Here is a 20,905-nt window from a genome sequence, read left to right as displayed (position 1 = left end):
CGCCGTGCGTACGCTCCTCACTGGTCCGCTCCCTCCGGATGCCCCGGGGTGCTGCCGGGGCCCTCGACCCGCTCCACGACCGCCACGGCGTTGAGTCCGCCGAACCCGAACGAGTCGACCTGTGCGAGGCGCATCGGCTGCCGCGGCCGCTCGGCCGTGCCTCGCACCAGACGGAAGCCCGCGACGGCGTCCACGGGGTCGTCGAGGTACACGGTGGGCGGGACGATCCCCGTCCGCATGACGTCGACGGCCGCGACCAGGCTGTGCAGCCCCGAGGCACCCGCGGTGTGCCCGGTCATCGACTTGATGGCGGTCATGTACGGCGACGGGGCGAGCCCCGTGAACACCGAACCCAGTGCGCTGGACTCGGCTTCGTCGTTCAGCGGTGTGCCGGTGCCGTGCAGCATGACCAGGTCGATGTCGGCGGGCCGTACGCCGGAACGCCGGTGCGCCTCCTGGACCACCGCGGCGATGCTCTTGGCGTCGGGCGCCGAGGGGTGGTACGCGTCGCAGTTGACCGCGACGCCCCGCACCCTGGCGTGCACTCGGGGCGCGCCGCCGGGCCCGTCGCTCTCCCTGCGCAGCACCACGGCCACCGCGCCCTCGCCCTGGAGCATCCCGCGCCGGCCCCGGTCGAACGGCCTTACCCGGTCGGGGGCTTCGGGGTAGCAGCGGTCCAGCAGCCCGTAGGTACTCTCGGTGATGGTGTCGACACCGGCGACGACGACGGTGTCCGCCGCGCCCTGGTCGAGCAGATCGGCGCCCAGGGCCAGGGTGTACAGCGAGGCCGAGCACGCGTTGGCCACGGTGTGGGTGTCGGCGGCGCCGAAGCGGCGCCGCAGCATGGTGCCGAAGTGCAGATCGGACGCGTCGAAGGGGATCCCGTCCCGCCACGAGAGTTCCACCGAGCGCAACTCGCGCAGGGTGGTGCCGACCAGCACCGGAACGCGTGACAGGTCGTCGCCGAGCCCCGCGTCCGCCACGGCCGCCGCGACGGCCTGCTCCAGCCAGCGCGTTGCCCGCAGCGGCTGATCCACACCGGGCGCCGGGCGGTCGTCGATCTCGTAGGCCACCCGGGCACGGAACTTGTCGCGGTCGTATCCGCGCAGCGGCCCCAGTCCGCTGCGGCCGGCGACCAGCGAGTCGAAGATCTCCTCGACGCTGCGGCCGATGCTCGCGACGGCGCCCATCCCGGTCACGATCCAGCTCATGCCGCCCTCCGGTAAGCACCGAGGATCAGGACGGCGTTGTTGCCCCCGAATGCCAGGGCGTTGTTCTGCACCACGTTCAGCTCCGCCCTGACGGCCTCGTTGGGCACGCAGTCGACGGCGCACTCGGGGTCGGTCTCGCGATGGTTGATCGTCGGGGGAATGAACCCCTCGGTGATCGCCAGCGCACAGGCCGCGGCGGCCACGGCGCTGGCCGCGCCCATGCTGTGGCCGATCATCGACTTGATGGAGACGGTGCGCGGCATGGCGTCCGCGCCGAAGACCTGACGGATGGCGCCCGCCTCGGTGATGTCGTTCGCCCTGGTTCCGGTGCCGTGCGCGGAGACGAAGTCGATCTGGTCCGGGGTCACGCCCGCGTTGCGATGAGCGATCTCCATGGTCCGCGCGACGCTGTCGCGGTCCGGGGCGACCGGGTGCAGAGCGTCACAGGCGAGCCCGTAGCCCAGGACCTCGGCGTAGATCCGGGCCCCGCGGGAGAGCGCGGAGTCGAGACTCTCCATGAGGAGGATGCCCGCGCCCTCGCCGGTGAGAATGCCTTCGCGGTCCTTGTCGAAGGGACGGCAGACCTCGGGGGCGACCGTGCCGAGCCGGTAGAAACCGGTGAACGTCTTGCGGCACGCGGCGTCGGCGCCACCGCACAGCGCGATGTCGACGTCGCCGCTGCGCAGGGCGTCGTAGCCGTACCCGACCGCGTAGTTGCCCGCCGCGCACGCGGTCGGGAGGGTCACGGCCTCCACGTCCTCCAGCCCGAGCTCGCGGACGATGCCGGCCGACAGGCGTCCGGCCGGGATGCGCCGGGCGACGACGGGGTCGTACTTCTCGGGGCCGGTCTCCACGCCCGCGGCGACGAGCTGGTCCAGATCGCGGGATTCCCCGTCCGTGGTGCCCACGGACACCAGCGACCGGCGCGCTCGCACGTCGGGCGCGGTCAGGCCCGCGTCCTCGACCGCCATCCGCGCGGCGGCGACCGAGAACTGGCTCGCCCTGCCCAGCTCTTCGGGGTGCTGCCGGGTGATCCAGCGCCCGGGCTCGAAGTCGGTGACCTCGCAGCCGTTGGCATGGGCGAACCCGGTCGTGTCGAACGCGGTGATCGGCTTGACGCCGCTGCGTCCTTCACGGAGTCCGGCGGTGAAGGCCTCGACACCGATGCCGATGCTGGTGATCACACCGAGCCCGGTGATCACCACCCGGCGTCCGTCGGCCCCGCGGCCCTGGACCTGGCGACCGCTGCGAACTCGTGTGTCCGTGCTGATCGAAGCATTCATCGAAGGTCACCCATCCGGCGATCGAGAACGGCGATCAGTGCTGGGCGGCTTCGGCCACCACCGCGTACACGCCCTCCAGGTTGACCATCCGGCTCAGCTCGGCCTGGTCGATGGTCACCTTCTGCGTCCGCTCCAGAGCGGCGAGGATCTCGATGGCACGGAGGGAGTCCGCGTCGTGCTCCTCCTTGAAGAGGCTGGTCTCGGTGACCTCGTCCTCGTCGATCTCGAGAATGTCGCAGACGATCTCCTTGATCTCCTGCTTGCGGGCAGCGTCAAGGCCGTTCGTAACGCTCGCGTTGGTCATCTCGACTCCAATGAGGGATCCGTGCCGGCTTCCGGCGACTGAGCCGTCCGTGTGATGGGTCGAGAGTGGAATGGGCGGCTATACGCGGCCTATACGGCTTCTGCTTCGTCGACCCAGCCCAGCTGGGCGGCGCGCAACCCCGCCTGGAAGCGGCTGCGGGCGCCGAGCCGGCTCATCAGCTCGGCGGTGATCCGGCGCCCGGTGCGCACGGACACACCCAGCTTGCGGGCGACGACCTCGTCCGTGAGCCCCTCGCCGAGCAGCCGCACGACGGCCTTCTCCTGCGGCGTGAGCTCCCCGTCGCTACGCTCCCTGTGCTGCGGCCGGCCGTCGGCGAACGGGATGGCGTTCGCCCATACGCGCTCGAAGAGTTCGCAGAGCGCGACGATGACGCCACGGCCGTTCACGACGAGGGCTCCGGCCGCGGAGTCGTCGGGATCGGTGGGCACCACGGCATGGACGCGGTCGAACACCAGCATCCGGCAGGGCAGCGACGCCGTGGTGCGCACCTCGTCGCCGTGCGAGTGCAGCCAGCGCAGATGCTCCACCGTCGCCGGGTCGTTGTGGACGCTCTCCAGATAGACGCTGCGCATGGCCACGCCGCGCAGGGCCAGGTCCTGGGTGAGGGGTTGGCTGGCCAGGCGGCTCGCCTCACTCTGCGGACCGCCGGCCGCGAAGGCGAGCAGCTCGGACTCGCACTTCCGGGTCAGCCCCTCGATGCGAAGCCGTATCTCCTCAAGGCCGTTGAGCCGCTCGATCGCCGAGCCCCGCAGGTCCTGATGAGCCGCGTTGTAGTCGTCGATGAACCGGGACACTTCCGTCCGCGCGTCCGCGAGCTGCTGCTGCCGCTCCAGGAGCTCGTTCTCCTGTCGGGCCAGAAGCGCCTCGAGAGCGACCTCCGGACTCACCACACGGAGATTTTCCGGTGCCCCCCAAGCAGGCTTTACGAGAGAAAGGCGGACACATTCATCCAGCGCGGAACGGACTAACTCTCGCGGCCATCCCAGCGAGGCGGCGAGCTCATCTACCCCACTTTCAGGCTTCCTCAACATCGATCGGTATATCTCGGACACATGGGACGATAGACCCAAGGGGTCCAACATCTGCGCTCCTTCCCCCGTCGGTCGCACACACGCCCGAACATTATGTTCGAGTTGAAATTAGTTCGCAACGAATATGCAACGAAGCCGAAGGGGGTGAGCACACAAGTAGGGCCCGCCTCTACGAAGCGGACCCTTTTTCAGTCACTGATGGCCGAATATCAACCCCATATGGGGTCACCCTGGCCGTCCGAACTGTCCGATTCCACCGACACCGCACCCCAGATCGGATCCTGAGCAGGAGCGGTCATCGACGAAGCGGCCCTCGCCGCCGACGCCGGAGCCGACATTGAGGCACTCGCGACAGTCAAGGCGCCCGCAACCGCGAGGATCGACACAGCGACGACGGCACGCGACAGACTCTTCCGCATGAAAAGAATTCCCCCATAGAAAAGAACATCGTTCAAATTCTCGACCGGAAGTTCGTCGATCGACCCACAAATCGTCGCCGATACACACCGGGAATCGCCACGAAAAATCAATGCAGGGAGCTGCACTGGCAGTACTCTGACAGCGGAATCGCGAATTCCGAATTCCGTGTAAAGTTTCCGTGAGGCCCCGAGGGCAGACGAGTCGGGCTGTACGCCGGGTTCTGTTCCGAGGGGTCCTCGCGGGCCCCTCGGCGACGGCCATCCATCTAGGGCCGGTGTTGCCACCGGCCTCGTGCGGTCTACCCGCGGACTCGGGCGGGCAGCCCTCGAACGTCCGCGCAGAAACACCTGAGTGCTTCCTTTTGACCTTGCTCCGGGTGGGGTTTACCTAGCTGCCCAGGTCACCCTGGGCACTGGTGGTCTCTTACACCACCGTTTCACCCTTACCAGGGGCCGGAGCCCCGGGCGGTCTGCTTTCTGTGGCACTGTCCCGCGGGTCACCCCGGGTGGCCGTTAGCCACCACCCTGCCCTGTGGAGCCCGGACGTTCCTCGGGAAGCCCCCAAGGGGACTCCACGCGGCCGTCCGCCCGGCTCGTCTGCCGTGTCGACCATGGTACCGGGCGCTTGGAGCGGCGCGGACCCGCGGCCGCCGTCGCCAGCACCGAGCCCGTCAGGATCAGGGCGAAGGCCACCAGGACCGTGGGACTCAGCGGCTCGGGCGGGCCCACGCGCAGGCGGAGAGTCCGCGACCCCCGGCGCAACCTGCGCCGGAAACATCCGGTGATACCGGCAGACGTGCTCCGGGCGCGAGCCGCGTCTGAATCACGGAGGGCCATGAACGACACGGGAGCAGGTTCGATTACGACGAGGTGATCGCACACCGCGTCGCGGTGAAGGAACCCGCGTGCCCGCGCACACACCCGACGAGGACCGTGCCGTGGAGTTCGCCCGGCGAGCTGAACCCGTCGGTCGGCTCGCAGACCTCCGTGACCCTCGGACTCACCGCTCCCCTCGCCCACTTGACGCCTCTCGGCCGTCGGCGCGAGGTGTCCGTGATCCGGCTGCACGCCGACGACCCGGGGGCGTTCGTCGGCGCGCTCGCCGGCGTGCTCACGCCGGAACGAACAGGATCTTCGTCGCCCCCGGGTCGGCCCGGCTGAGCCGGACCCGCAGGCGTTCTCCGAGCGGCAGCGGGTCGCCCTCGATGCGGCCGATGACCGCCGGGGAGTCCACCTGGACCGTGCCGACGGTCGGCCGGTGCTCGTCGACCTCCACCACACAGCCGTCGAAGACGTCCCCGACCCGGTCCTTGAGCAGGGCCGCCTCCACGATGTCCACGCACTCGCGCTCGACCGTGCCGGCGATCCGGGAGCCGTCGGCCATCCGCCGGGGCAGCGCGTCGAGCGCGTCGCGCACCCAGTCGGGCGGGGACTGACCGGCGACCGCCGCGAGGCAGATCTCCGAGGCGTAGCGGTCGGCCAGGCGGCGCAGTGGGGCGGTGCAGTGGGTGTAGGGGGCGGCGACGGCGGAGTGGGTGGTGATCGCGGGGAGGACGCCGTCACGGAACACCGTGTAGCCGGAGCCGCGCAGCAGGGTCGTGCACTCCTGGAGGAACGCCGCGTGGCGGGTGTTGTGCGGGTCCAGGGTGCGGATCAGCGCGGCGTACGACACATGGTGCGGCCAGTCGATGCGCAGCGCGGTCGCGGTGTGGCGGAGGCGGGCGACGGCGCCGTCGGGGGCGGCGGGGAGGGTGCGCAGGATGCCGGTGCCCTGCGCGAGCATCAGGTCGGCGGCGGCCATCCCGGTGAGCAGGGAGACCTGGGCGTTCCAGCCGTCGGCGGGCAGCGGGGCCCGGTAGCCGAGCACGTAGGTGTGGTCCTGCTCGGTGATCTCCTGCTCGGGCACGTTCAGGGAGATGCCGCCGCGCTCGGTCTCCTGCCGTTCCCGGGCCTCGCCGATCTCCTTGAGCAGCGCGACCGGTTCCTCGGCGGTCCCGGCGTCGATCTCCTTCTGCACGCGCGCGTAGTCGAGCTTGGCGCGGCTGCGGACCAGGGCGCGGCGCACGTCGACGGCGAGGGTCCGGCCCTCCGCGTCCAGGTCGATCGTCCACAGCACGGCCGGGCGGACCTGGTCCGGCAGCAGGCTGGCCGCGCCCTCGCTGAGCACGGCGGGGTGCAGCGGGACCTTCCCGTCGGGGAAGTACAGGGTGTTCACCCGGCGGTGCGCCTCGGCGTCCAGCGCTCCCCCGGGCACGACGAAGGCGGCGACGTCGGCGATGGCGTACCGGACCCGGTAGCCGGTGCCCTGCCGGGAGAGGTGGGTGGCCTGGTCCAGGTCCATGGAGGCGGGTGGGTCGACGGTGAAGAACGGGATGTCCGTGGCGTCGTACGACGGCAGGGCGGGCGGCGTCTGCGCGGCGCGCTCGGCCTCCGCCCGGACCTGGGGCGGGAAGGCGTCGGGGATGCCGAGTTCGGCGCGCAGGGCGGCCAGGGCGGCCCGCAGCGGCGCCTCGGGGGCACCGGTCACGCGGATCTTGCGGCGGGGCATACAGCGAGCGTAGGTCGGGGGCGCCAGGGCGGCACGCCGTACGCTGTCGCGGAGGTCTACGTAAGGAGTACGTGTTGCTGGTCCTGCTGCCGCCCTCGGAAGGCAAGGCGAACTCGGGCGAGGGCGCCCCGCTGGAGCTTTCCTCGCTGTCCCTGCCGGGGCTGACCGCCGCACGGCAGGCCGTGCTCACCGAGCTGGTCGAGCTGTGCACCGGTGACGAGGAGAAGGCGCGCGAGGTGCTCGGACTGAGCGAGGGGCTGCGCGGCGAGATCGCGAAGAACACCGGCCTGCCGACGGCCGGCGCCCGCCCCGCCGGGGAGATCTACACCGGTGTCCTCTACGACGCCCTCGGCCTGGCCACGCTGGAGGCGGCGGCGCGCAAGCGCGCGGCGGACTCGCTGCTGGTGTTCTCCGGGCTGTGGGGCGCGGTGCGGGTGACGGACCCGATCCCCTCCTACCGCTGCTCGATGGGCGTGAAGCTGCCGGGGCTCGGCGCGCTGGCCGGACACTGGCGTGCGCCGATGGCCGAGGTGCTGCCGGGGGCGGCCGGGGACGGGCTGGTGCTGGACCTGCGGTCCTCCGCCTACGCGGCGGCCTGGAAGCCGAAGGGCGGGCTCGCGGGGCGCACGGCGACCGTACGGGTGCTGCACGCGCCGACCCGGAAGGTGGTCAGCCACTTCAACAAGGCGACCAAGGGCCGGATGGTACGGAGCCTGCTGACGGCCGGTGCCGCGCCGAAGGACCCCGCCGAACTGGTGGAGGTGCTGCGGGAGCTCGGGTACGTCGTGGAGGCGGAGGCACCGGGCAGGGCGGGCAAGGTGTGGTCGCTGGACGTGCTGGTGGAGGAGATCCACTAGGAGACCTTCACAGCCATTGCAGCATGCGCAACGCTCATTGCGAGCAGTGCAGCGGCTGGGCACGATGAGGGCATGACCTCACCGTTGCCCTCCTCTTCGGCTGCCTCCGTGCTGGATCTCGCCCCCGTCGTGCCCGTGGTGGTCGTCTCCGACGCCGCCGACGCCGTACCGCTGGCGCGGGCGCTGGTGGCGGGTGGGCTGCCGGTGCTCGAGGTGACGCTCAGGACGCCGGAGGCGCTGGACGCGATCCGCGCGATCGCCGGTGAGGTGCCCGAGGCCGTCGTCGGCGCGGGCACGGTGATCACACCGGAGCAGGTCGGGGCGTGCGTGGCGGCGGGGGCGCGGTTCCTGGTCAGCCCCGGGTGGACGGACGCGCTGCTGGAGGCGATGCGCGGGTCCGGTGTGCCGTTCCTGCCGGGGGTGTCGACCACCTCGGAGGTCGTGGCGCTGCTGGAGCGCGGGGTGCGGGAGATGAAGTTCTTCCCGGCGCAGGCGGCGGGCGGTACGGCGTATCTGCGGTCGCTGGCCGGGCCGTTGCCGCAGGCCCGCTTCTGTCCCACGGGCGGGATCGGCCCGCAGACCGCGCCCGAGTATCTGTCCCTGCCCAACGTCGGCTGTGTGGGCGGCAGTTGGATGGTCCCGGCGGAGGCGGTGGCCGCCGGGGACTGGGCGCGGATCGAGGAGCTGGCGCGGGGCGCGACGCGGCTCGCGGGCTCGGGGACGTGACGGCGGTCGAGGGCGGCGGGCTCAGGGACGCAGGTGGGACGTGTCGTTGAACAGCCGTACGCTCGCGTTGCCGTCCGCGTAGTACGCCACCGCCGACAGGGAGGCCGCCGACAGTTCCATCCGGAACAGGGACTCGGGCGGGGCGCCGAGGGCGAGGCGGACGAAGGTCTTGATCGGGGTCACATGGCTGACCAGCAGGACCGTGCGGCCGGCGTGGGCGGCGACCAGCTTGTCGCGGGTGGCTGCGATCCGGGTGGCCGTCTCGGCGAAGCTCTCGCCGCCGCCGGTGGGGTGGGCCTCCGGGTCGGCGAGCCAGGCGTTCAGGTCGTCGGGGTAGCGGTCGCGGACCTCGCCGAAGGTGAGGCCCTCCCAGGCGCCGAAGTCCGTCTCGCGCAGGCCGTCTTCGATCGTCACGTCCAGGCCGAGGCGGGTGGCGACGGTGGCCGCGGTTTCGCGGGTGCGGGTGAGGGGCGAGGCGATGACGGCCTGGATGGTGCCGCGCCGGGCGAGTGCCTCGGCCGTGCGGTGGGCCTGTTCGCGGCCGGCGGCGGAGAGGGAGGGGTTGGTGCCGCCGCTGCCGGAGAAGCGCTTCTGGGGGGTCAGCGGGGTTTCGCCGTGGCGGAGCAGCACGAATGTCGCCGGTGCGCCGAGGTCAGGCGCGCTGCCCCAACCCGGTGTCGAGACGTGCTGCTCGTCAGGGGTGGCAGGGCGCCGCTCGCTGGGAGGCGCCGCATTCTGTGGGACGGGCGCCGCCCCAGCGGCACGACTGCCCGCAGCTACGGCGGAGTCGGAAGGCGACCACTGTTCGCCCCTCGAGCCCGCGTCCATCGCCTCGTTCGCCAAGCGGTCCGCGTACTTGTTCTGCTCGCGGGGGATCCACTCGTAGGTGACCTGCTCCGGGGGGAAGATCGACCTCGCCTCCGTCGCCAAGGGCTTCATGTCGGGGTGTTTGATCTTCCAGCGGCCCGACATCTGCTCGATGACCAGCTTGGAGTCCATGCGGACGTGCACCATCGCGGCCGGGTCGAGGGCGTGGGCGGCGCGCAGTCCGGCCACGAGGCCCCGGTACTCGGCCACGTTGTTCGTGGCGACGCCGAGGTATTCCGCCGCCTCGGTCAGCGGCTCGCCCGTGACCGCGTCCCGCACCACCGTGCCGTAGCCCGCGGGCCCGGGGTTGCCCCGCGACCCGCCGTCCGCCTCGACGATGAACTCCCGCACCCCTGAAGCCCCTTACCGGCCCTTACAGACCCGACTCGGCGGTACGCACCAGGATGCGGCGGCAGTTCTCGCAGCGCACCACGGTGTCCGGCGCCGCCGCGCGGATCTCGCTCAGCTCGGTGATCGCGAGCTCCTGGCGGCAGCCCTGGCAGGTGCGGGCGTACAGCTTGGCCGCGCCGATGCCGCCCTGCTGCTCGCGCAGCTTGTCGTAGAGCTTCAGCAGATCGGCGGGCACGGAACCCGCGACGACCTCGCGCTCCTTCGTCACCGTCGCCACCTCGCCGTCGATCTCCTCGAACGCGGCGTCCCGGCGCGCGCTCGCGTCGTCGATCTTCGACTGCACCGAAGCGACCCGCTCGGTCAGCTCGTTCACCCGCTCCTGCGCGGCCTCACGGCGCTCCATGACCTCCAGGACCACGTCCTCCAGGTCGCCCTGGCGCTTGGCGAGGGAGGCGATCTCGTGCTGGAGGTTGGACAGGTCCTTGGGCGAGGTGACCGCGCCGGAGTCCAGGCGCTGCTGGTCGCGGGCGGCGCGCTGGCGCACCTGGTCCACGTCCTGCTCGGCCTTGGTCTGCTCGCGGGCGGTGTCGCTCTCCTCGGTCTGCGCGGCGACGAGCAGGTCCCGTAGCTGGGTGAGGTCCTTGTTCAGCGCGTCGATCTCGGCGTGCTCGGGCAGGGACCTCCGCCTGTGCGCGAGCTGCTGCAGGCGGACGTCGAGGTCCTGGACGTCGAGGAGTCGGATCTGGTCGGCGGGCGCGGCGTTCAGTTGGGGGCTCCTGTTAGTTAGACGTGGTGGTGGACGCCGCGTGGGCGGTCCAGGGGTCGGTGACCGTCTTGGAGACGTGGACGCGAAGGTCCCAGCCGCGGCGGTCTGAGATCTCGTCGAGCTGGCTCGCGGCCAGCTCGCACCAGGGCCACTCGGTGGCCCAGTGCGCCGCGTCGAGCAGCGCGAGGGGACCGTGGGCGACGGCCTCGGATGCCGGGTGGTGGCGCAGGTCGGCGGTGAGAAAGGCGTCCACCCCGGCGGCGCGTACCTCCTCGAAGAGGCTGTCGCCGGAGCCGCCGCTGACGGCGATCGTGCGGACGACGGCCTCGGGGTCGCCGGCCACCCTGATGCCCTGTGCGGTGGCGGGCAGCCGCGCGGCGGCGCGCTCGGCCAGCTCGCGGACGGTCAGCGGGTGGTCCAGTTCGCAGACGCGGCCGAGGCCGCGGCGGCTCTCCGGATCGGTGGGGTCCGGCACCAGCGGTCGTACGACACGAAGGTCCAGCGCACCCGCGAGCGCGTCCGAGACACCCGGATCCGCCGTGTCGGCGTTGGTGTGGGCCACGTGCAGCGCGATGTCGTTCTTGATCAGTGTGTGCACGACACGGCCCTTGAAGTGGGTCGCCGCGACCGTGGTCGTCCCGCGCAGATAGAGCGGGTGGTGGGTGACCAGCAGGTCGGCGCCGAGCTTCACCGCCTCGTCGACGATCTCCCGCACGGGGTCGACGGCGAACAGGACCCGGGTGACCCCCTGGTCGGGGTCGCCCACGACCGTGCCGACCGCGTCCCAGGACTCGGCCCGCTCGGCGGGCCACAGGTTCTCCAGCTCGGTGATGACTTCAGACAGACGGGGCACGTAGGCAAGGCTACCTGGCCGGTCTGCGCGGCCGTACCGCATCCGACTGCTCTGACCCCCGTCAACACAAAGGTCCCCTTTTCCTCAGGTGAATCGCTTCTGCACCACCCGTATGTGTGAAGCCGGTGTCGGCCGGTTCCCCGGCTGTGCGTGCGAAAACTAGCTTCGTCGCCGGAGGTGACCGAACGATGACGGCCTGTGCGATCGAACCCCCGTCCACGGGCGGGGCCGACGGTGCGCCGGGGACGGCGTTCGCCGTGACGGCGGACGGCGCGTACGCCGCCCGGCTCGCCCCGGCCGGCGACTGCTGGTTCCCGGAGCGCTGGACCCTGGACGGCCCGGAACCGTACGCGGTGCCGTTGCCCGGCAACCAGCCGGAGGAGCCCGGCACCGAGGTGCAGCCCCTGTCCGACGGCCGGGTGCTGATCCACCGGCTGGTCGAGCACCGGCACGCCTTCTCGCTGCTGTACCCGACCGGGCCCGGCACCGGCGAGCTGCCGCTGGGCGCGGTGGAGTGCCCCGAGCCCGGCACCCGGCTCACCCTGTTGCCGCCCGCCCCGGGAGGCCTGCGGGCGTACGCCCTCGCCGTCGGGCCGCGGTCGAGTGTGGTGTGGCTGGTGGCGGGAGGGGCGTTCGGGCCCGAGTGGGTCGCCGAGGTGCCGGGGCACTGTTCGGGCGGGGTCTGGCTGGACCGCGCAGGGCGGATGCTGGCGCTGGACCGGGAGTTCGGCGGCGGGCCGGTCAAGACGGTCGTGGTGGACCTGGAGCGCGTGGAGGTCTCGCCGCTGCTGCAGATCGCGGCCGGGAGCGACGACCGGCTGCTGCTCGCCGACCCCGACAGCGGGCTGCTACTCATCTCCTCCGACGCGCCCTCACCAGGGCAGGAACGATTGGGCTGGGGCGTGCTCGGCAGCACGCTGCCGGTGCGCTTCCCGGAGAGCCTCAGGGTGCCGAACTGCGCGGTGACGCCGTTCGCGATCCAGCCCGGGCAGATGCTGATGCCGGAGAACTGCGCGGTGGCGCTGCGTGTCGACGGGCCGTTCGGCAACAGCTGGGTGGGCACCTGGCAGCCGGCGGGACGGCAGATGAGCCATCTGCCGCCGCCGGCGGGATGGCTGTCCGGGGCCGGGCTGTGGACACGGGACGGGGTGCTGCGGCTGCCGTACGCGACGGAGGAGACTCCGTGCGGCGTGGCGGAGCTGACGGTGCCCAGGGGGGAGACCGCCGCGGGGAGCAGTACTGCCGCGGCGCGGGGGGATGCGGGCCCGGAGGGTCCGGTCCGGGACGGCACGGCTGCCGGGGCGCTCGGGGCGTCACCGGAGCCGACGGAACCGGATCCTCCGGGACCTGCGAGCCGGCAGGCTTCGGAGCCTGCGACGCGGCACGCTTCGAAGCCTGCGATGCGGCCCGCCTGGGAGCCCGTGGGACGGACTTGGGAGCCCGGGGAGCCGAACCCCCCGGACTCCGGGCCGTGGGAAATCCCGGGGCCTGCGGAAGCGGTCGCTCCGGAATCTGTGGAACCGGGGACTCCGGAACCCTCGGCGACACGTCCGGTGCCGTTGCAGCAGGCGCCTCTGGGACGTCTTGTAACGAACTAGTGCCGGTTGGCGTGTGCGCCTGGATTCGGCCCGCGGTGTGCCGGTTACACTCGCCCGGCTGTACGAAAGATCATGTTGACGGGGTGAATACGTCCGATGAGCGACACCAGCACGAGGCACCAGCTGTCTGCCGACTCTCAGGAGGCTGCCGGCCACGGCCGGCACCGGGGCCCGGTCGCGGCCCAGGAGAGCGAGTCGGCTCCGCACGGCCGGCACCGCAAACCGGCCGAACAGACCGCGGAGGCGGCTGCCTGACGGTGGTAACGGAAGAAGAGGGGGCGTCCGACGGGCGCCCCCTCTTCTCGTCCGGAAGTCTCCTCGGCAGTCTCCTCAGCCCCGTTCGAGTCCCAGCACCTCCGCCGCCGCGAAGGTCTCCCCCGGCGGCCGGTCCGCGTAGTGCGGGGTGAGGAGCGCGTCGAGTTCGTCGTACGTGAACGTCTCCTGCTTGCTGTCGAACTTCGCCTGGACCCGTGGCCGTTCGACGATCGCGACCATGCCTCCGTGCACGACGAGCAGCTGGCCGTTGATCCCGGCGGCGGCCGGCGAGGCCAGGTAGCCGACGAGCGGGGCGACATGCTCGGGGGCCAGCGGGTCCAGGCCCTCGTCCGGCTGCTCGAACCCGGCGAAGACGTCCTCGGTCATGCGGGTCCGGGCGCGCGGGCAGATCGCGTTGGCCGTGACGCCGTACTTGGCGAGGGCGAGGGCGGTGGAGGTGGTCAGGCCGACGATTCCGCCCTTCGCGGCGGCGTAGTTGGGCTGTCCGGCGGAGCCCGCGAGGAACGCCTCCGAGGAGGTGTTCACGATCCGCCCGTACACCTTCTCTCTCCCGGCCGCCTTGGACCGCTCCCGCCAGTGCGCGGCGGCGAAGTGGGTGGTGTTGAAGTGGCCCTTGAGGTGGACGCGGATCACCGAGTCCCACTCGTCCTCGGTCATGGAGAAGACCATGCGGTCGCGCAGGATGCCCGCGTTGTTGACGAGGATGTCGAGCCTGCCGAACTCGTCGATCGCCAACTGTATTAATTGCTGGGCCTGTTGGAAGTCGGCGACGTCCCCGGTGTGGACGACCGCCCGGCCGCCGTGTGCGCGTATCTCGGCGGCGACCTGTTCGGCCGGTCCCGCCGAGGACGTCCCTGACCCGTCCCGACCGGGCTGCCCGTAGTCGTTGACGACGACGGCCGCGCCGAGCCGGGCGAGCTCCAGGGCCTCGACCCGGCCGAGCCCGCGTCCGGCGCCGGTGACGACGGCGGACAGCCCCTTCAACGGCCCCTCGGATGGCAGTGCCATGCCGGTCCCCGTCCTCAGATCTCGATGCACGTACGCAGGGCGGTCCCGGTACGCATCTGGTCCAGCGCCTCGTTGATCTCGGCCAGTTGGACCCGGTGGGTGATCAGGCCCGCGAGGTCGACGCGGCCGGCGCGCCACAGGGCGATCGTGCGCTCGTAGGAGCGCAGCACGTCGCCGCCGCCGTACATGGACGGCAGGATGCGCTTCTCGTCGAAGAACAGCTCGAACATGTTCAGCTGCAGGAAGTCGTCCATGGCGCCGGCGCCGACCACGACGAGGGTGCCGCCGCGCCGGGTGTTCTCGTAGGCGGTGCGGGCGGTGGCCGACTTTCCGACGACCTCGAAGACGTAGTCGAAGCCCTCGCCGCCGGTGACCTGCTGCTTGGCGTCGGCCAGCTCCTCCGGCGAAACGGCCTTCGTGGCGCCGAACTTGAGAGCGGACTCGCGCCGGGAGGCGACCGGGTCCACGGCGACGATCTCGGCGGCACCCTTCAGCCGCGCCCCCTGCACCGCCGAGATGCCGACGCCTCCGCACCCGATGACGGCGACCGACGAACCGGCCTCCACGTCGGCGGTGTTGAGGGCGGCGCCGAGACCGGTGGTGACGCCGCAGCCGATGAGCGCGGCGATGTCGAAGGGCACGTCGTCCGGGATCGCAACGGCGCACCCGGCGTCGACCACGACCTCCTCGGCGAAGGTGCCGGTGCCGGCGAAGCCGAAGACGTCACCGCCGGAGCGCCCGAAGTTGGGGGTGCCCGCGTTCATGAACCCGGCCAGGCACAGCTCGGTCTGGCCGCGCTTGCACGCCGGACAGACGCCGCAGGCGGGCAGCCAGCAGATGACGACCCGGTCGCCGGCCTTCAGGTGCCGTACCCCGTCCCCCACTTCGAGGATCTCGCCCGCGCCCTCGTGCCCCGGCACGAACGGCGCGGGCTGCGGCAGCACCCCGTTCATCGCGGACAGGTCCGAGTGGCACAGCCCGGTCGCCCGCACCCGGACCCTGACCTTGCCGGGGCCGAAGCCCACCGCCTCGACGTCATCGAGGACCTCCAGCTTCTCCTGGCCGATCTCGTGCAGTACGGCTGCGCGCATGGTGCGGCTCCCCTCGGTAACTGGTTTCAGGAGTGCTCTACGACGGTGTCCGCGAGGACCGGCGCGTCGTCCCTGTCGACGGAGCTCACCTCCACCCGGACGCTCCCCTCCCGCCGCCACAGGCGGATGCGCAGGGTCTCCCCCGGGTACACGACGCCCGCGAACCGGGTGGAGTACGACCGCACCCGGCTCACATCCCCGCCGAGCAGCGTGTCCACGACGGCCTTGAGGGTGATGCCGTAGGTGCACAGCCCGTGCAGGATCGGCTTGTCGAACCCGGCGCGCCTGGCGAACTCGGGGTCGGCGTGCAGCGGGTTCCAGTCGCCGGAGAGGCGGTAGAGGAGGGCCTGGTCCGCGCGGACCGGGCGCTCGACGGTCCGGTCGGGTTCGCCGGCGGGGGGTTCGAGCCGGGTGGAGGGTCCCCGGTCGCCGCCCCACCCGCCTTCCCCGCGTACGAAGATCTGGGCGTCGTTGGTCCACAGCGGGCCGTCGGCGTCGGCGACCTCGGTGCGCAGGACCAGGATGGCGGCCTTGCCCTTGTCGTAGACGGCGGCGAGCCGGTTGGTCGCGGTCGCCGTGCCCTCGGCCGGAAGGGGGCGGTGGATCTCCAGCGTCTGTCCGCCGTGCAGGACCTTGGCGAGCTCCACCTCCACGCCGGGCATGGACAGCCCGCTGATCACGCCGGGGGCGCCGGAGCCCGCGACGGTGGCGAAGCTCGGCAGGACGTGCAGCCGGGACTCCAGGGTGTAGCGCAGCTCGTCGGGGTCGGTGGCGGGGTCGTCCTTGTCGGGGTTGGCTCCCGCGCCGATGCCGAGGTGGTAGAGCTGGACGTCCTTGGTGGTCCAGGAGATCTCCCCGGTCCGGGGTTCGGCCGCGAGGGCTTTCGCTGCGTCGATGGGCATACGGCTCCTGACACTGGCGGTTCAAGACCCCGGTGCGGACGTCCGCACCGTCGGCCGCACCGAGGTCGCTACGGGCCGAACCTAGAACGCGTTCCAGTCCGACGCCCTCTGTATAGCCCAGCGCTCCACACTTGTGAAGGCTCCTGACGCTGTGTCAGCTCGGCTGCCGGCAGCCCCGGGGACAGTGACATTTGTACTGCGCGAGTCCGTACATGCGCATCTGCCGGAGGCGGGGCCGCGCTTCTAGCGTCGTAGGCATGACACAGACGGAGAACACCGCCGTGTCCTTCACGGGGGCGGTCAAGACGTACGGCGCGGTGCGCGCCGTGGACGGGGTCGACCTGGAGATCGGGCGCGGGGAGACCGTGGCCCTGCTGGGCCGCAACGGTGCCGGCAAGTCGACCTCGATCGGCCTGCTGCTCGGGCTGTACGAGCCCGACGCAGGCGCCGTGGAACTGTTCGGCGCGGCGCCCGAGCGCTCGGTGCGCGCGGGCCGCGTGGGCGCGATGCTCCAGGACGCCCGGCCGGTGCCCCGGGTCACCGTGGGCGAGCTGGTCACCTTCCTGGCCTCCCGCTATCCCACGCCGATACCGGTGGCGCGGGCGCTGGAGCTGGCCGGGATCGCGGACCTGGCCGGGCGCCGGGTGGACCGGCTCTCCGGCGGGCAGGTCCAGCGGGTGCGGTTCGCCCTCGCGCTGGCCGGGGACCCGGCGCTGCTGGTCCTGGACGAGCCGACGGCGGCGCTGGACGTGGAGGCACGGCACACCTTCTGGGACTCCATGCGGACCTACGCCCGCCATGGCCACACCGTCCTGTTCTCCACCCACTACCTTCAGGAGGCGGACGCCCACGCCGACCGGATCGTGATCATCGACCGGGGCCGGATCGTCGCCGACGGCACGGGCGAGGAACTACGGCGCGCGGCGGGCGGCAACCTGGTCTGCGTGGACCTGGCGGGCGGGGAGCCGGAGTCCTTCGGCCTGCTGCCCGGGGTCCGCTCGGTGGAGGTGCGGGGCGACCGGGTCCGGCTGCGCACCGACGACTCCGACGCGACGGTGATCGCGCTGGCGGAGCTTGGGGCGATACGGGGCCTGGAGGTGATTCCGGCTTCACTGGACGACGCTTTCCTGGCCATCACGGCCGAAGGAGGCGCCCCCGAGGGGCGCGGGGCTGTCTCTGATATGCGGCTACCGCCGCGTGGGCACGACCAGCCACGGACAACCCGCACCCGAGGGATCACGGTCTGATGCTCGCCTACATCCGCCTGGAAATCCGCCGCACCCTCCGCGACACAGGCTTCGTCATCGGCGGCATCGCCATGCCGGTGATGATGTATCTCCTGTTCACCAACCTCGGTGAGAACGAAGGAAGTTGGAAGACCACAGCCATGGTCGGCATGGCATCCTACGGCGCCGTCGGCTCCGGCCTGAACACCGGCGGTGCCGTCGCCGAGGACCGCGCGACCGGCTGGCTGCGCCAACTGCGCGTGACCCCCATGACCCCACGCGAGGTGGTGATCGGCCGGGCCCTGACCGGCGTGGTGACCGTGCTGCCCTCGATCGTCGCGGTACTCGCGGCGGGCGGACTGGTCAACGGCGTACGGCTGCCGGCCGGCCACTGGGTGGCGATCGCGCTGCTGCTGTGGCTCGGCTCGGTCCCGTTCACCCTGCTCGGCCTCGGCAACGGCTACCGGCTGACCGGGCCGAGCACCGGGGTGGTCAACATGGTGTGCAATCTGGGGCTCGCGGTGATCGGCGGCCTGTGGTTCCCGATCAGCCTGTTCCCCGGCTGGCTGCAGGCCCTGTCGGCGTACACCCCCACCCATCGGTTCGCCCAGCTGGGCACCGCCGTATCGGAGGGGCACGCGCCGGGGGTCGGTGCCATCATCGTGCTGACGGCTTGGCTCGCTCTGTTCGGTTCGTACGCTGTGCTGTCGTACCGCCGTCGGGCGGGGACCATCTGACCGGGGGAAACATCAGACATGACGTGGGTATGGGGAGTCCGGTGCCAGCTACAGGCCCTTCGGGCCGAGCGGCGCCAGTGGCGGGCCGAGCACGAGCGCTTCAAGGCCGCGCAACGGGCCGCCCGGAAGGAGGGCAAGGAGCCGGACGTCGCTCATCCGGGCCCGCCGCCCACCGGCTTCGCCCTGCTGCCCTGGCTGCTGATGGGGATGGGATCCTTCTCCAATCTCCTCCAGGGCAGGACCCCGAACCCGTGGATCGGCAGCCTGGGCCTGGTGACCTTCAACTCCCTCTACATCTACGTCACCTTCCGCTCCTTCGAACGGGAGAAGCGGGAGGCGGTCTCCACCCGGGTGGCCCTACTCGTCATGGGCCTCGTGACCACAGGCCTGGCGCTCGGCTACGGCGGCAACTGGCTGATGTTCTTCCCGCTGCTGGGGCTGGCGACGGGTGCGGCGCTGCGCGGTCCGTGGCTCGGCCGTACGGGGGTGCTGCTGGCCGCGTACGCGGGTGCGATCTCCGCTGTCCGCGACGGCTCGAACGCGGTGAACATCGCCTACGGCACCTTCCTCTCCAGCATGGTGACCGCCGCGATCCTGGGCCTCGCCGAGGCGGTGCGGGAACTGCGCGCCGCCCGCGAGGAGCTGGCCCGGCGTGCGGTGGAGAAGGAACGACTGCGTTTCTCGCGGGATCTGCACGATCTGCTCGGGCACACCCTGTCGGTGATCGTGGTGAAGTCGGAGGCGGCCAGGCGGCTGGCCCCGCGCGACATGGGCGCGGCGCTGGGCCAGATCACGGACATCGAGTCGGTGGGCCGGCAGGCGCTCACCGAGATCCGTGAGGCGGTGACCGGCTACCGGGAGGGGAGCCTGGCCACCGAGCTGACCCGGGCCCGCTCGGCGCTGTCGGCGGCGAGTGTGGAGCCGGTGGTACGGCAGTCGGGGGCGCCGCTCGAACCGCAGACGGAGGCGCTGCTGAGCTGGGTGATGCGCGAGGCGGTGACGAACGTGGTCCGGCACAGCGACGCGGGCCGCTGTGAGATCACCATCGACAGCGGCGCCGAGCAGGTCCGGCTCACCGTCACCCACAACGGCAGCGGCAGGGCCGTCAGCCGGCCCCAGCAGGGCATCGGCGGCACGGGGCTGAAGGGGCTCACCGAGCGCCTCGCGGCGGCGGGCGGCTCGCTCACGGCCGGCCCGTCGCCGCGCGGCGGTTTCACGGTGACCGCCGAACTCCCGGTGGAATCGGCGGAGTTCGCCGAGGCGGTGGCTACGGCGCCCAGGGCGGGCTGACCGCCCAGGTGACGTCGTCGGTCCAGGACGTGCTGCTGTCGAAGTCGTTGGACCCGCCGTCGCTCGCTATGTACAGGTTGTGGTTGTAGTGGCGCAGGTATCGCGTCGGGTAGTTGTACGAGGCGAACGAGGTGCCGGTGCCGCTCTTGCCGGTCTGCGGACAGAAGGTGGCGTCGGCCCGGAACAGGGCGGTGCCGTCCATGGGCTGCCGGTAGAGCTTGAAGTTGGAGTGGCGCAGATAGTCACCGGGGTAGTTGCGTGACTCGAAGGAGACGCAGGAACTGTCGGCGAGTCCCTTGCGGACGATCCAGGTGGCGTCGTTCTTGTCCAGGCTGGAGCTGCCGGAGGTGATGGCGGAGATGACGCCGGCGTTGTTCTGGTGGCGGACGTAGTCGGCGGTGCAGCAGGAGGTGGTGGCGCGCAGCGAGATCTCCGAGCCGGCGCCCAGCGTGCCGGTGCTGCCGGTCGCGCCGCCGTAGCCGACGGAGACGATGTCGGCCTGGACGGCGTCGTCGGCGGCGTCCGTCGGGATGCCGGAGGTCATGACGCCCTCGAAGAACGAGCCGATGGAGCCGTTGCTGTTGTCGCCGCCGGTGCCGAGGACGATCGCGCCTTCCTGGTGCATCGGCGAGTATCCGCTCGTGGTCGGCTCACCCCCGGAATAGGTGGTCGTGAGCCCACCGGATTGCGCATTCCCCCATTTGAGCGCGAAATGGTTCTGGCCGTTGTTCTTGAGCAGCGCGGTCACGAACGGCAGGGGGCCGGTGCCGGTGTTGGAGGAGTTCTTGCTGTATCCGGCATCGGACTGGAACAGCCCGTTCTCCAGGTCGGCCTGCACCCAGGGGCCCTGCCCGTAACAGGGGGAGAACCAGCACTCGGTGCCGAAGTTGATGGCGTCCATGTGGCCGTTGCCGGTGTCCTTGTTGTTGGTCTCGGCGTTGCCGTAGTCGAAGCAGCAGGCGCCGTTGACGTGGGTGCCGGAGGTCACCATGTACATCCCCTCGGCGGCGCCGTCGGTGGCGATGCCGGAGGTGGAGTTGTCCCGGTAGCCCATGCCGGCGGAGATCTCCAGGCCGTAGACCTGGTGGCCGCCGACGGTCACCGGCAGGGCGTCGGCGGGCGCCCCGACATCGGCCTTCCCGGCTCCGCCGGCGCCCTCGACGGTGAGGTCGTTGTGGCGGGAGGACTGGTCGTAGATCTTGGTGATGATGCAGGTCGTGCCGGAACAGAAGGAGTCCTGGGCGGCCGCGTTGGCGAATCCGCCGGCGGCCAGCAGCCCGATGTCCCTGGTGGCGCTGTCCGAGGCCCGCTGCACCTGGTAGAGCGAGCCGTTGTACGACGAGTACAGCGCCCGGACCAGGCTGTGCGCGGCGACGCAGGGGGTGCCCGCGGCGGCGTAGACGTCACAGGGCAGCGAACTGGCGGCGGCGGCCTGAGGCGCGCCGACGCCGAGGAGCAGCGCGGCGAGGGTCGCGCAGACGGCGAGCACGGACAGGGCGGCGCCTCTCGGCCACCAGGGGCGGATGTGGGGGGATCTCAC

20 protein-coding genes and 1 other RNA gene are annotated in these 20,905 nt (G+C 71.5%); 7 read left to right on the top strand and 14 right to left on the bottom strand.

The features are described from left to right. Positions 1–17 precede the first annotated feature (17 nt). From AB0M27_RS14525 to AB0M27_RS14495, 7 genes are all read right to left on the bottom strand, one after another. Entirely contained in the window at positions 18–1,211 is a 1,194-nt protein-coding gene (locus AB0M27_RS14525; protein WP_365721466.1) for a beta-ketoacyl synthase N-terminal-like domain-containing protein, read from the bottom strand. Further along, positions 1,208–2,494 (bottom strand): beta-ketoacyl-[acyl-carrier-protein] synthase family protein, encoded by a 1,287-nt coding sequence (locus AB0M27_RS14520; RefSeq protein ID WP_365721464.1) that lies wholly within the window; start codon positions 2,492–2,494, stop codon positions 1,208–1,210. The genes AB0M27_RS14525 and AB0M27_RS14520 overlap by 4 nt, the downstream gene beginning before the upstream one ends. Positions 2,495–2,528: 34 nt before the next feature. Beyond that, on the bottom strand, positions 2,529–2,798 hold the full coding sequence (locus AB0M27_RS14515; RefSeq protein WP_365721463.1) for an acyl carrier protein: 270 nt from the start codon (positions 2,796–2,798) through the stop codon (positions 2,529–2,531). Positions 2,799–2,887: 89 nt separating this feature from the next. After that, a complete protein-coding gene (locus AB0M27_RS14510) occupies positions 2,888–3,709 on the bottom strand; it encodes a DUF6879 family protein (RefSeq protein WP_365721461.1) in 822 nt (273 codons plus the stop codon). A gap of 350 nt (positions 3,710–4,059) precedes the next feature. Next, positions 4,060–4,395, bottom strand: coding sequence for a hypothetical protein (locus AB0M27_RS14505; protein WP_365721459.1), 336 nt, complete (start codon positions 4,393–4,395; stop codon positions 4,060–4,062). Positions 4,396–4,463: 68 nt separating this feature from the next. Then, positions 4,464–4,865, bottom strand: an RNA gene (gene rnpB, locus AB0M27_RS14500) — RNase P RNA component class A. Positions 4,866–5,380: 515 nt separating this feature from the next. Further along, on the bottom strand, positions 5,381–6,817 hold the full coding sequence (locus AB0M27_RS14495; protein WP_365721457.1) for an RNB domain-containing ribonuclease: 1,437 nt from the start codon (positions 6,815–6,817) through the stop codon (positions 5,381–5,383). Positions 6,818–6,891: 74 nt separating this feature from the next. Between AB0M27_RS14495 and yaaA the strand changes: the two genes are divergently transcribed. Both yaaA and eda read left to right on the top strand, forming a co-directional pair. After that, complete coding sequence (gene yaaA / locus AB0M27_RS14490) at positions 6,892–7,674, top strand: peroxide stress protein YaaA (protein ID WP_365721455.1); 783 nt, start codon at positions 6,892–6,894, stop codon at positions 7,672–7,674. 72 nt (positions 7,675–7,746) lie between these two features. Then, a complete protein-coding gene (gene eda, locus AB0M27_RS14485) occupies positions 7,747–8,400 on the top strand; it encodes a bifunctional 4-hydroxy-2-oxoglutarate aldolase/2-dehydro-3-deoxy-phosphogluconate aldolase (protein ID WP_365721453.1) in 654 nt (217 codons plus the stop codon). Positions 8,401–8,421: 21 nt separating this feature from the next. Here the strand turns inward: eda and AB0M27_RS14480 are convergent, their stop codons facing one another. The 3 genes from AB0M27_RS14480 to AB0M27_RS14470 are packed head-to-tail and all read right to left on the bottom strand — an operon-like array spanning position 8,422 to position 11,237. Further along, complete coding sequence (locus tag AB0M27_RS14480) at positions 8,422–9,618, bottom strand: bifunctional RNase H/acid phosphatase (protein ID WP_365721451.1); 1,197 nt, start codon at positions 9,616–9,618, stop codon at positions 8,422–8,424. 22 nt (positions 9,619–9,640) lie between these two features. After that, complete coding sequence (locus AB0M27_RS14475; protein ID WP_365721519.1) at positions 9,641–10,384, bottom strand: C4-type zinc ribbon domain-containing protein; 744 nt, start codon at positions 10,382–10,384, stop codon at positions 9,641–9,643. Between the two features lie 13 nt (positions 10,385–10,397). Further along, on the bottom strand, positions 10,398–11,237 hold the full coding sequence (locus AB0M27_RS14470; protein ID WP_365721449.1) for a Nif3-like dinuclear metal center hexameric protein: 840 nt from the start codon (positions 11,235–11,237) through the stop codon (positions 10,398–10,400). 188 nt (positions 11,238–11,425) lie between these two features. Here AB0M27_RS14470 and AB0M27_RS14465 point away from each other — a divergent pair, with 188 nt between their 5' ends. Both AB0M27_RS14465 and AB0M27_RS14460 read left to right on the top strand, forming a co-directional pair. Further along, positions 11,426–12,835 (top strand): hypothetical protein, encoded by a 1,410-nt coding sequence (locus tag AB0M27_RS14465; protein ID WP_365721447.1) that lies wholly within the window; start codon positions 11,426–11,428, stop codon positions 12,833–12,835. A 96-nt stretch (positions 12,836–12,931) separates the two neighbouring features. Then, the gene (locus AB0M27_RS14460) at positions 12,932–13,090 is read left to right on the top strand and encodes a hypothetical protein (RefSeq protein ID WP_365721445.1); all 159 of its coding nucleotides are present in this window, start codon (positions 12,932–12,934) and stop codon (positions 13,088–13,090) included. A gap of 75 nt (positions 13,091–13,165) precedes the next feature. Here the strand turns inward: AB0M27_RS14460 and AB0M27_RS14455 are convergent, their stop codons facing one another. From AB0M27_RS14455 to AB0M27_RS14445, 3 genes are read right to left on the bottom strand one after another with little or no spacing between them, the layout of a single operon-like run. Further along, positions 13,166–14,119, bottom strand: coding sequence for a 3-oxoacyl-ACP reductase (locus AB0M27_RS14455; protein ID WP_365721443.1), 954 nt, complete (start codon positions 14,117–14,119; stop codon positions 13,166–13,168). 14 nt (positions 14,120–14,133) lie between these two features. Beyond that, positions 14,134–15,210, bottom strand: a complete 1,077-nt coding sequence (locus tag AB0M27_RS14450; protein WP_365721441.1) for a Zn-dependent alcohol dehydrogenase — start codon at positions 15,208–15,210, stop codon at positions 14,134–14,136. Positions 15,211–15,236: 26 nt separating this feature from the next. Further along, entirely contained in the window at positions 15,237–16,112 is an 876-nt protein-coding gene (locus AB0M27_RS14445) for a MaoC/PaaZ C-terminal domain-containing protein (RefSeq protein ID WP_365721439.1), read from the bottom strand. Between the two features lie 257 nt (positions 16,113–16,369). Here AB0M27_RS14445 and AB0M27_RS14440 point away from each other — a divergent pair, with 257 nt between their 5' ends. Genes AB0M27_RS14440 through AB0M27_RS14430 form a run of 3 tightly spaced genes read left to right on the top strand, consistent with a single transcriptional unit; the run spans position 16,370 to position 19,365 of the window. Continuing rightward, positions 16,370–17,359 (top strand): ABC transporter ATP-binding protein, encoded by a 990-nt coding sequence (locus tag AB0M27_RS14440; protein WP_365721437.1) that lies wholly within the window; start codon positions 16,370–16,372, stop codon positions 17,357–17,359. Beyond that, entirely contained in the window at positions 17,359–18,075 is a 717-nt protein-coding gene (locus AB0M27_RS14435; protein WP_365721435.1) for an ABC transporter permease, read from the top strand. Before AB0M27_RS14440 ends, AB0M27_RS14435 begins: the two co-directional genes overlap by 1 nt. 18 nt (positions 18,076–18,093) lie before the next feature. After that, positions 18,094–19,365, top strand: coding sequence for a sensor histidine kinase (locus AB0M27_RS14430; protein WP_365721433.1), 1,272 nt, complete (start codon positions 18,094–18,096; stop codon positions 19,363–19,365). Here the strand turns inward: AB0M27_RS14430 and AB0M27_RS14425 are convergent. Beyond that, positions 19,343–20,905, bottom strand: a complete 1,563-nt coding sequence (locus AB0M27_RS14425; RefSeq protein ID WP_365721431.1) for an alpha-L-arabinofuranosidase B — start codon at positions 20,903–20,905, stop codon at positions 19,343–19,345. The two genes, AB0M27_RS14430 and AB0M27_RS14425, sit on opposite strands and share 23 nt — an antisense overlap.

This window comes from Streptomyces sp. NPDC052107 (assembly GCF_040680215.1).
Taxonomy (GTDB): Bacteria; Actinomycetota; Actinomycetes; order Streptomycetales; family Streptomycetaceae; genus Streptomyces.
The sequence above is the reverse complement of the archived record's forward strand: the minus strand, read 5'-3'. Positions and strand labels throughout refer to the sequence as shown.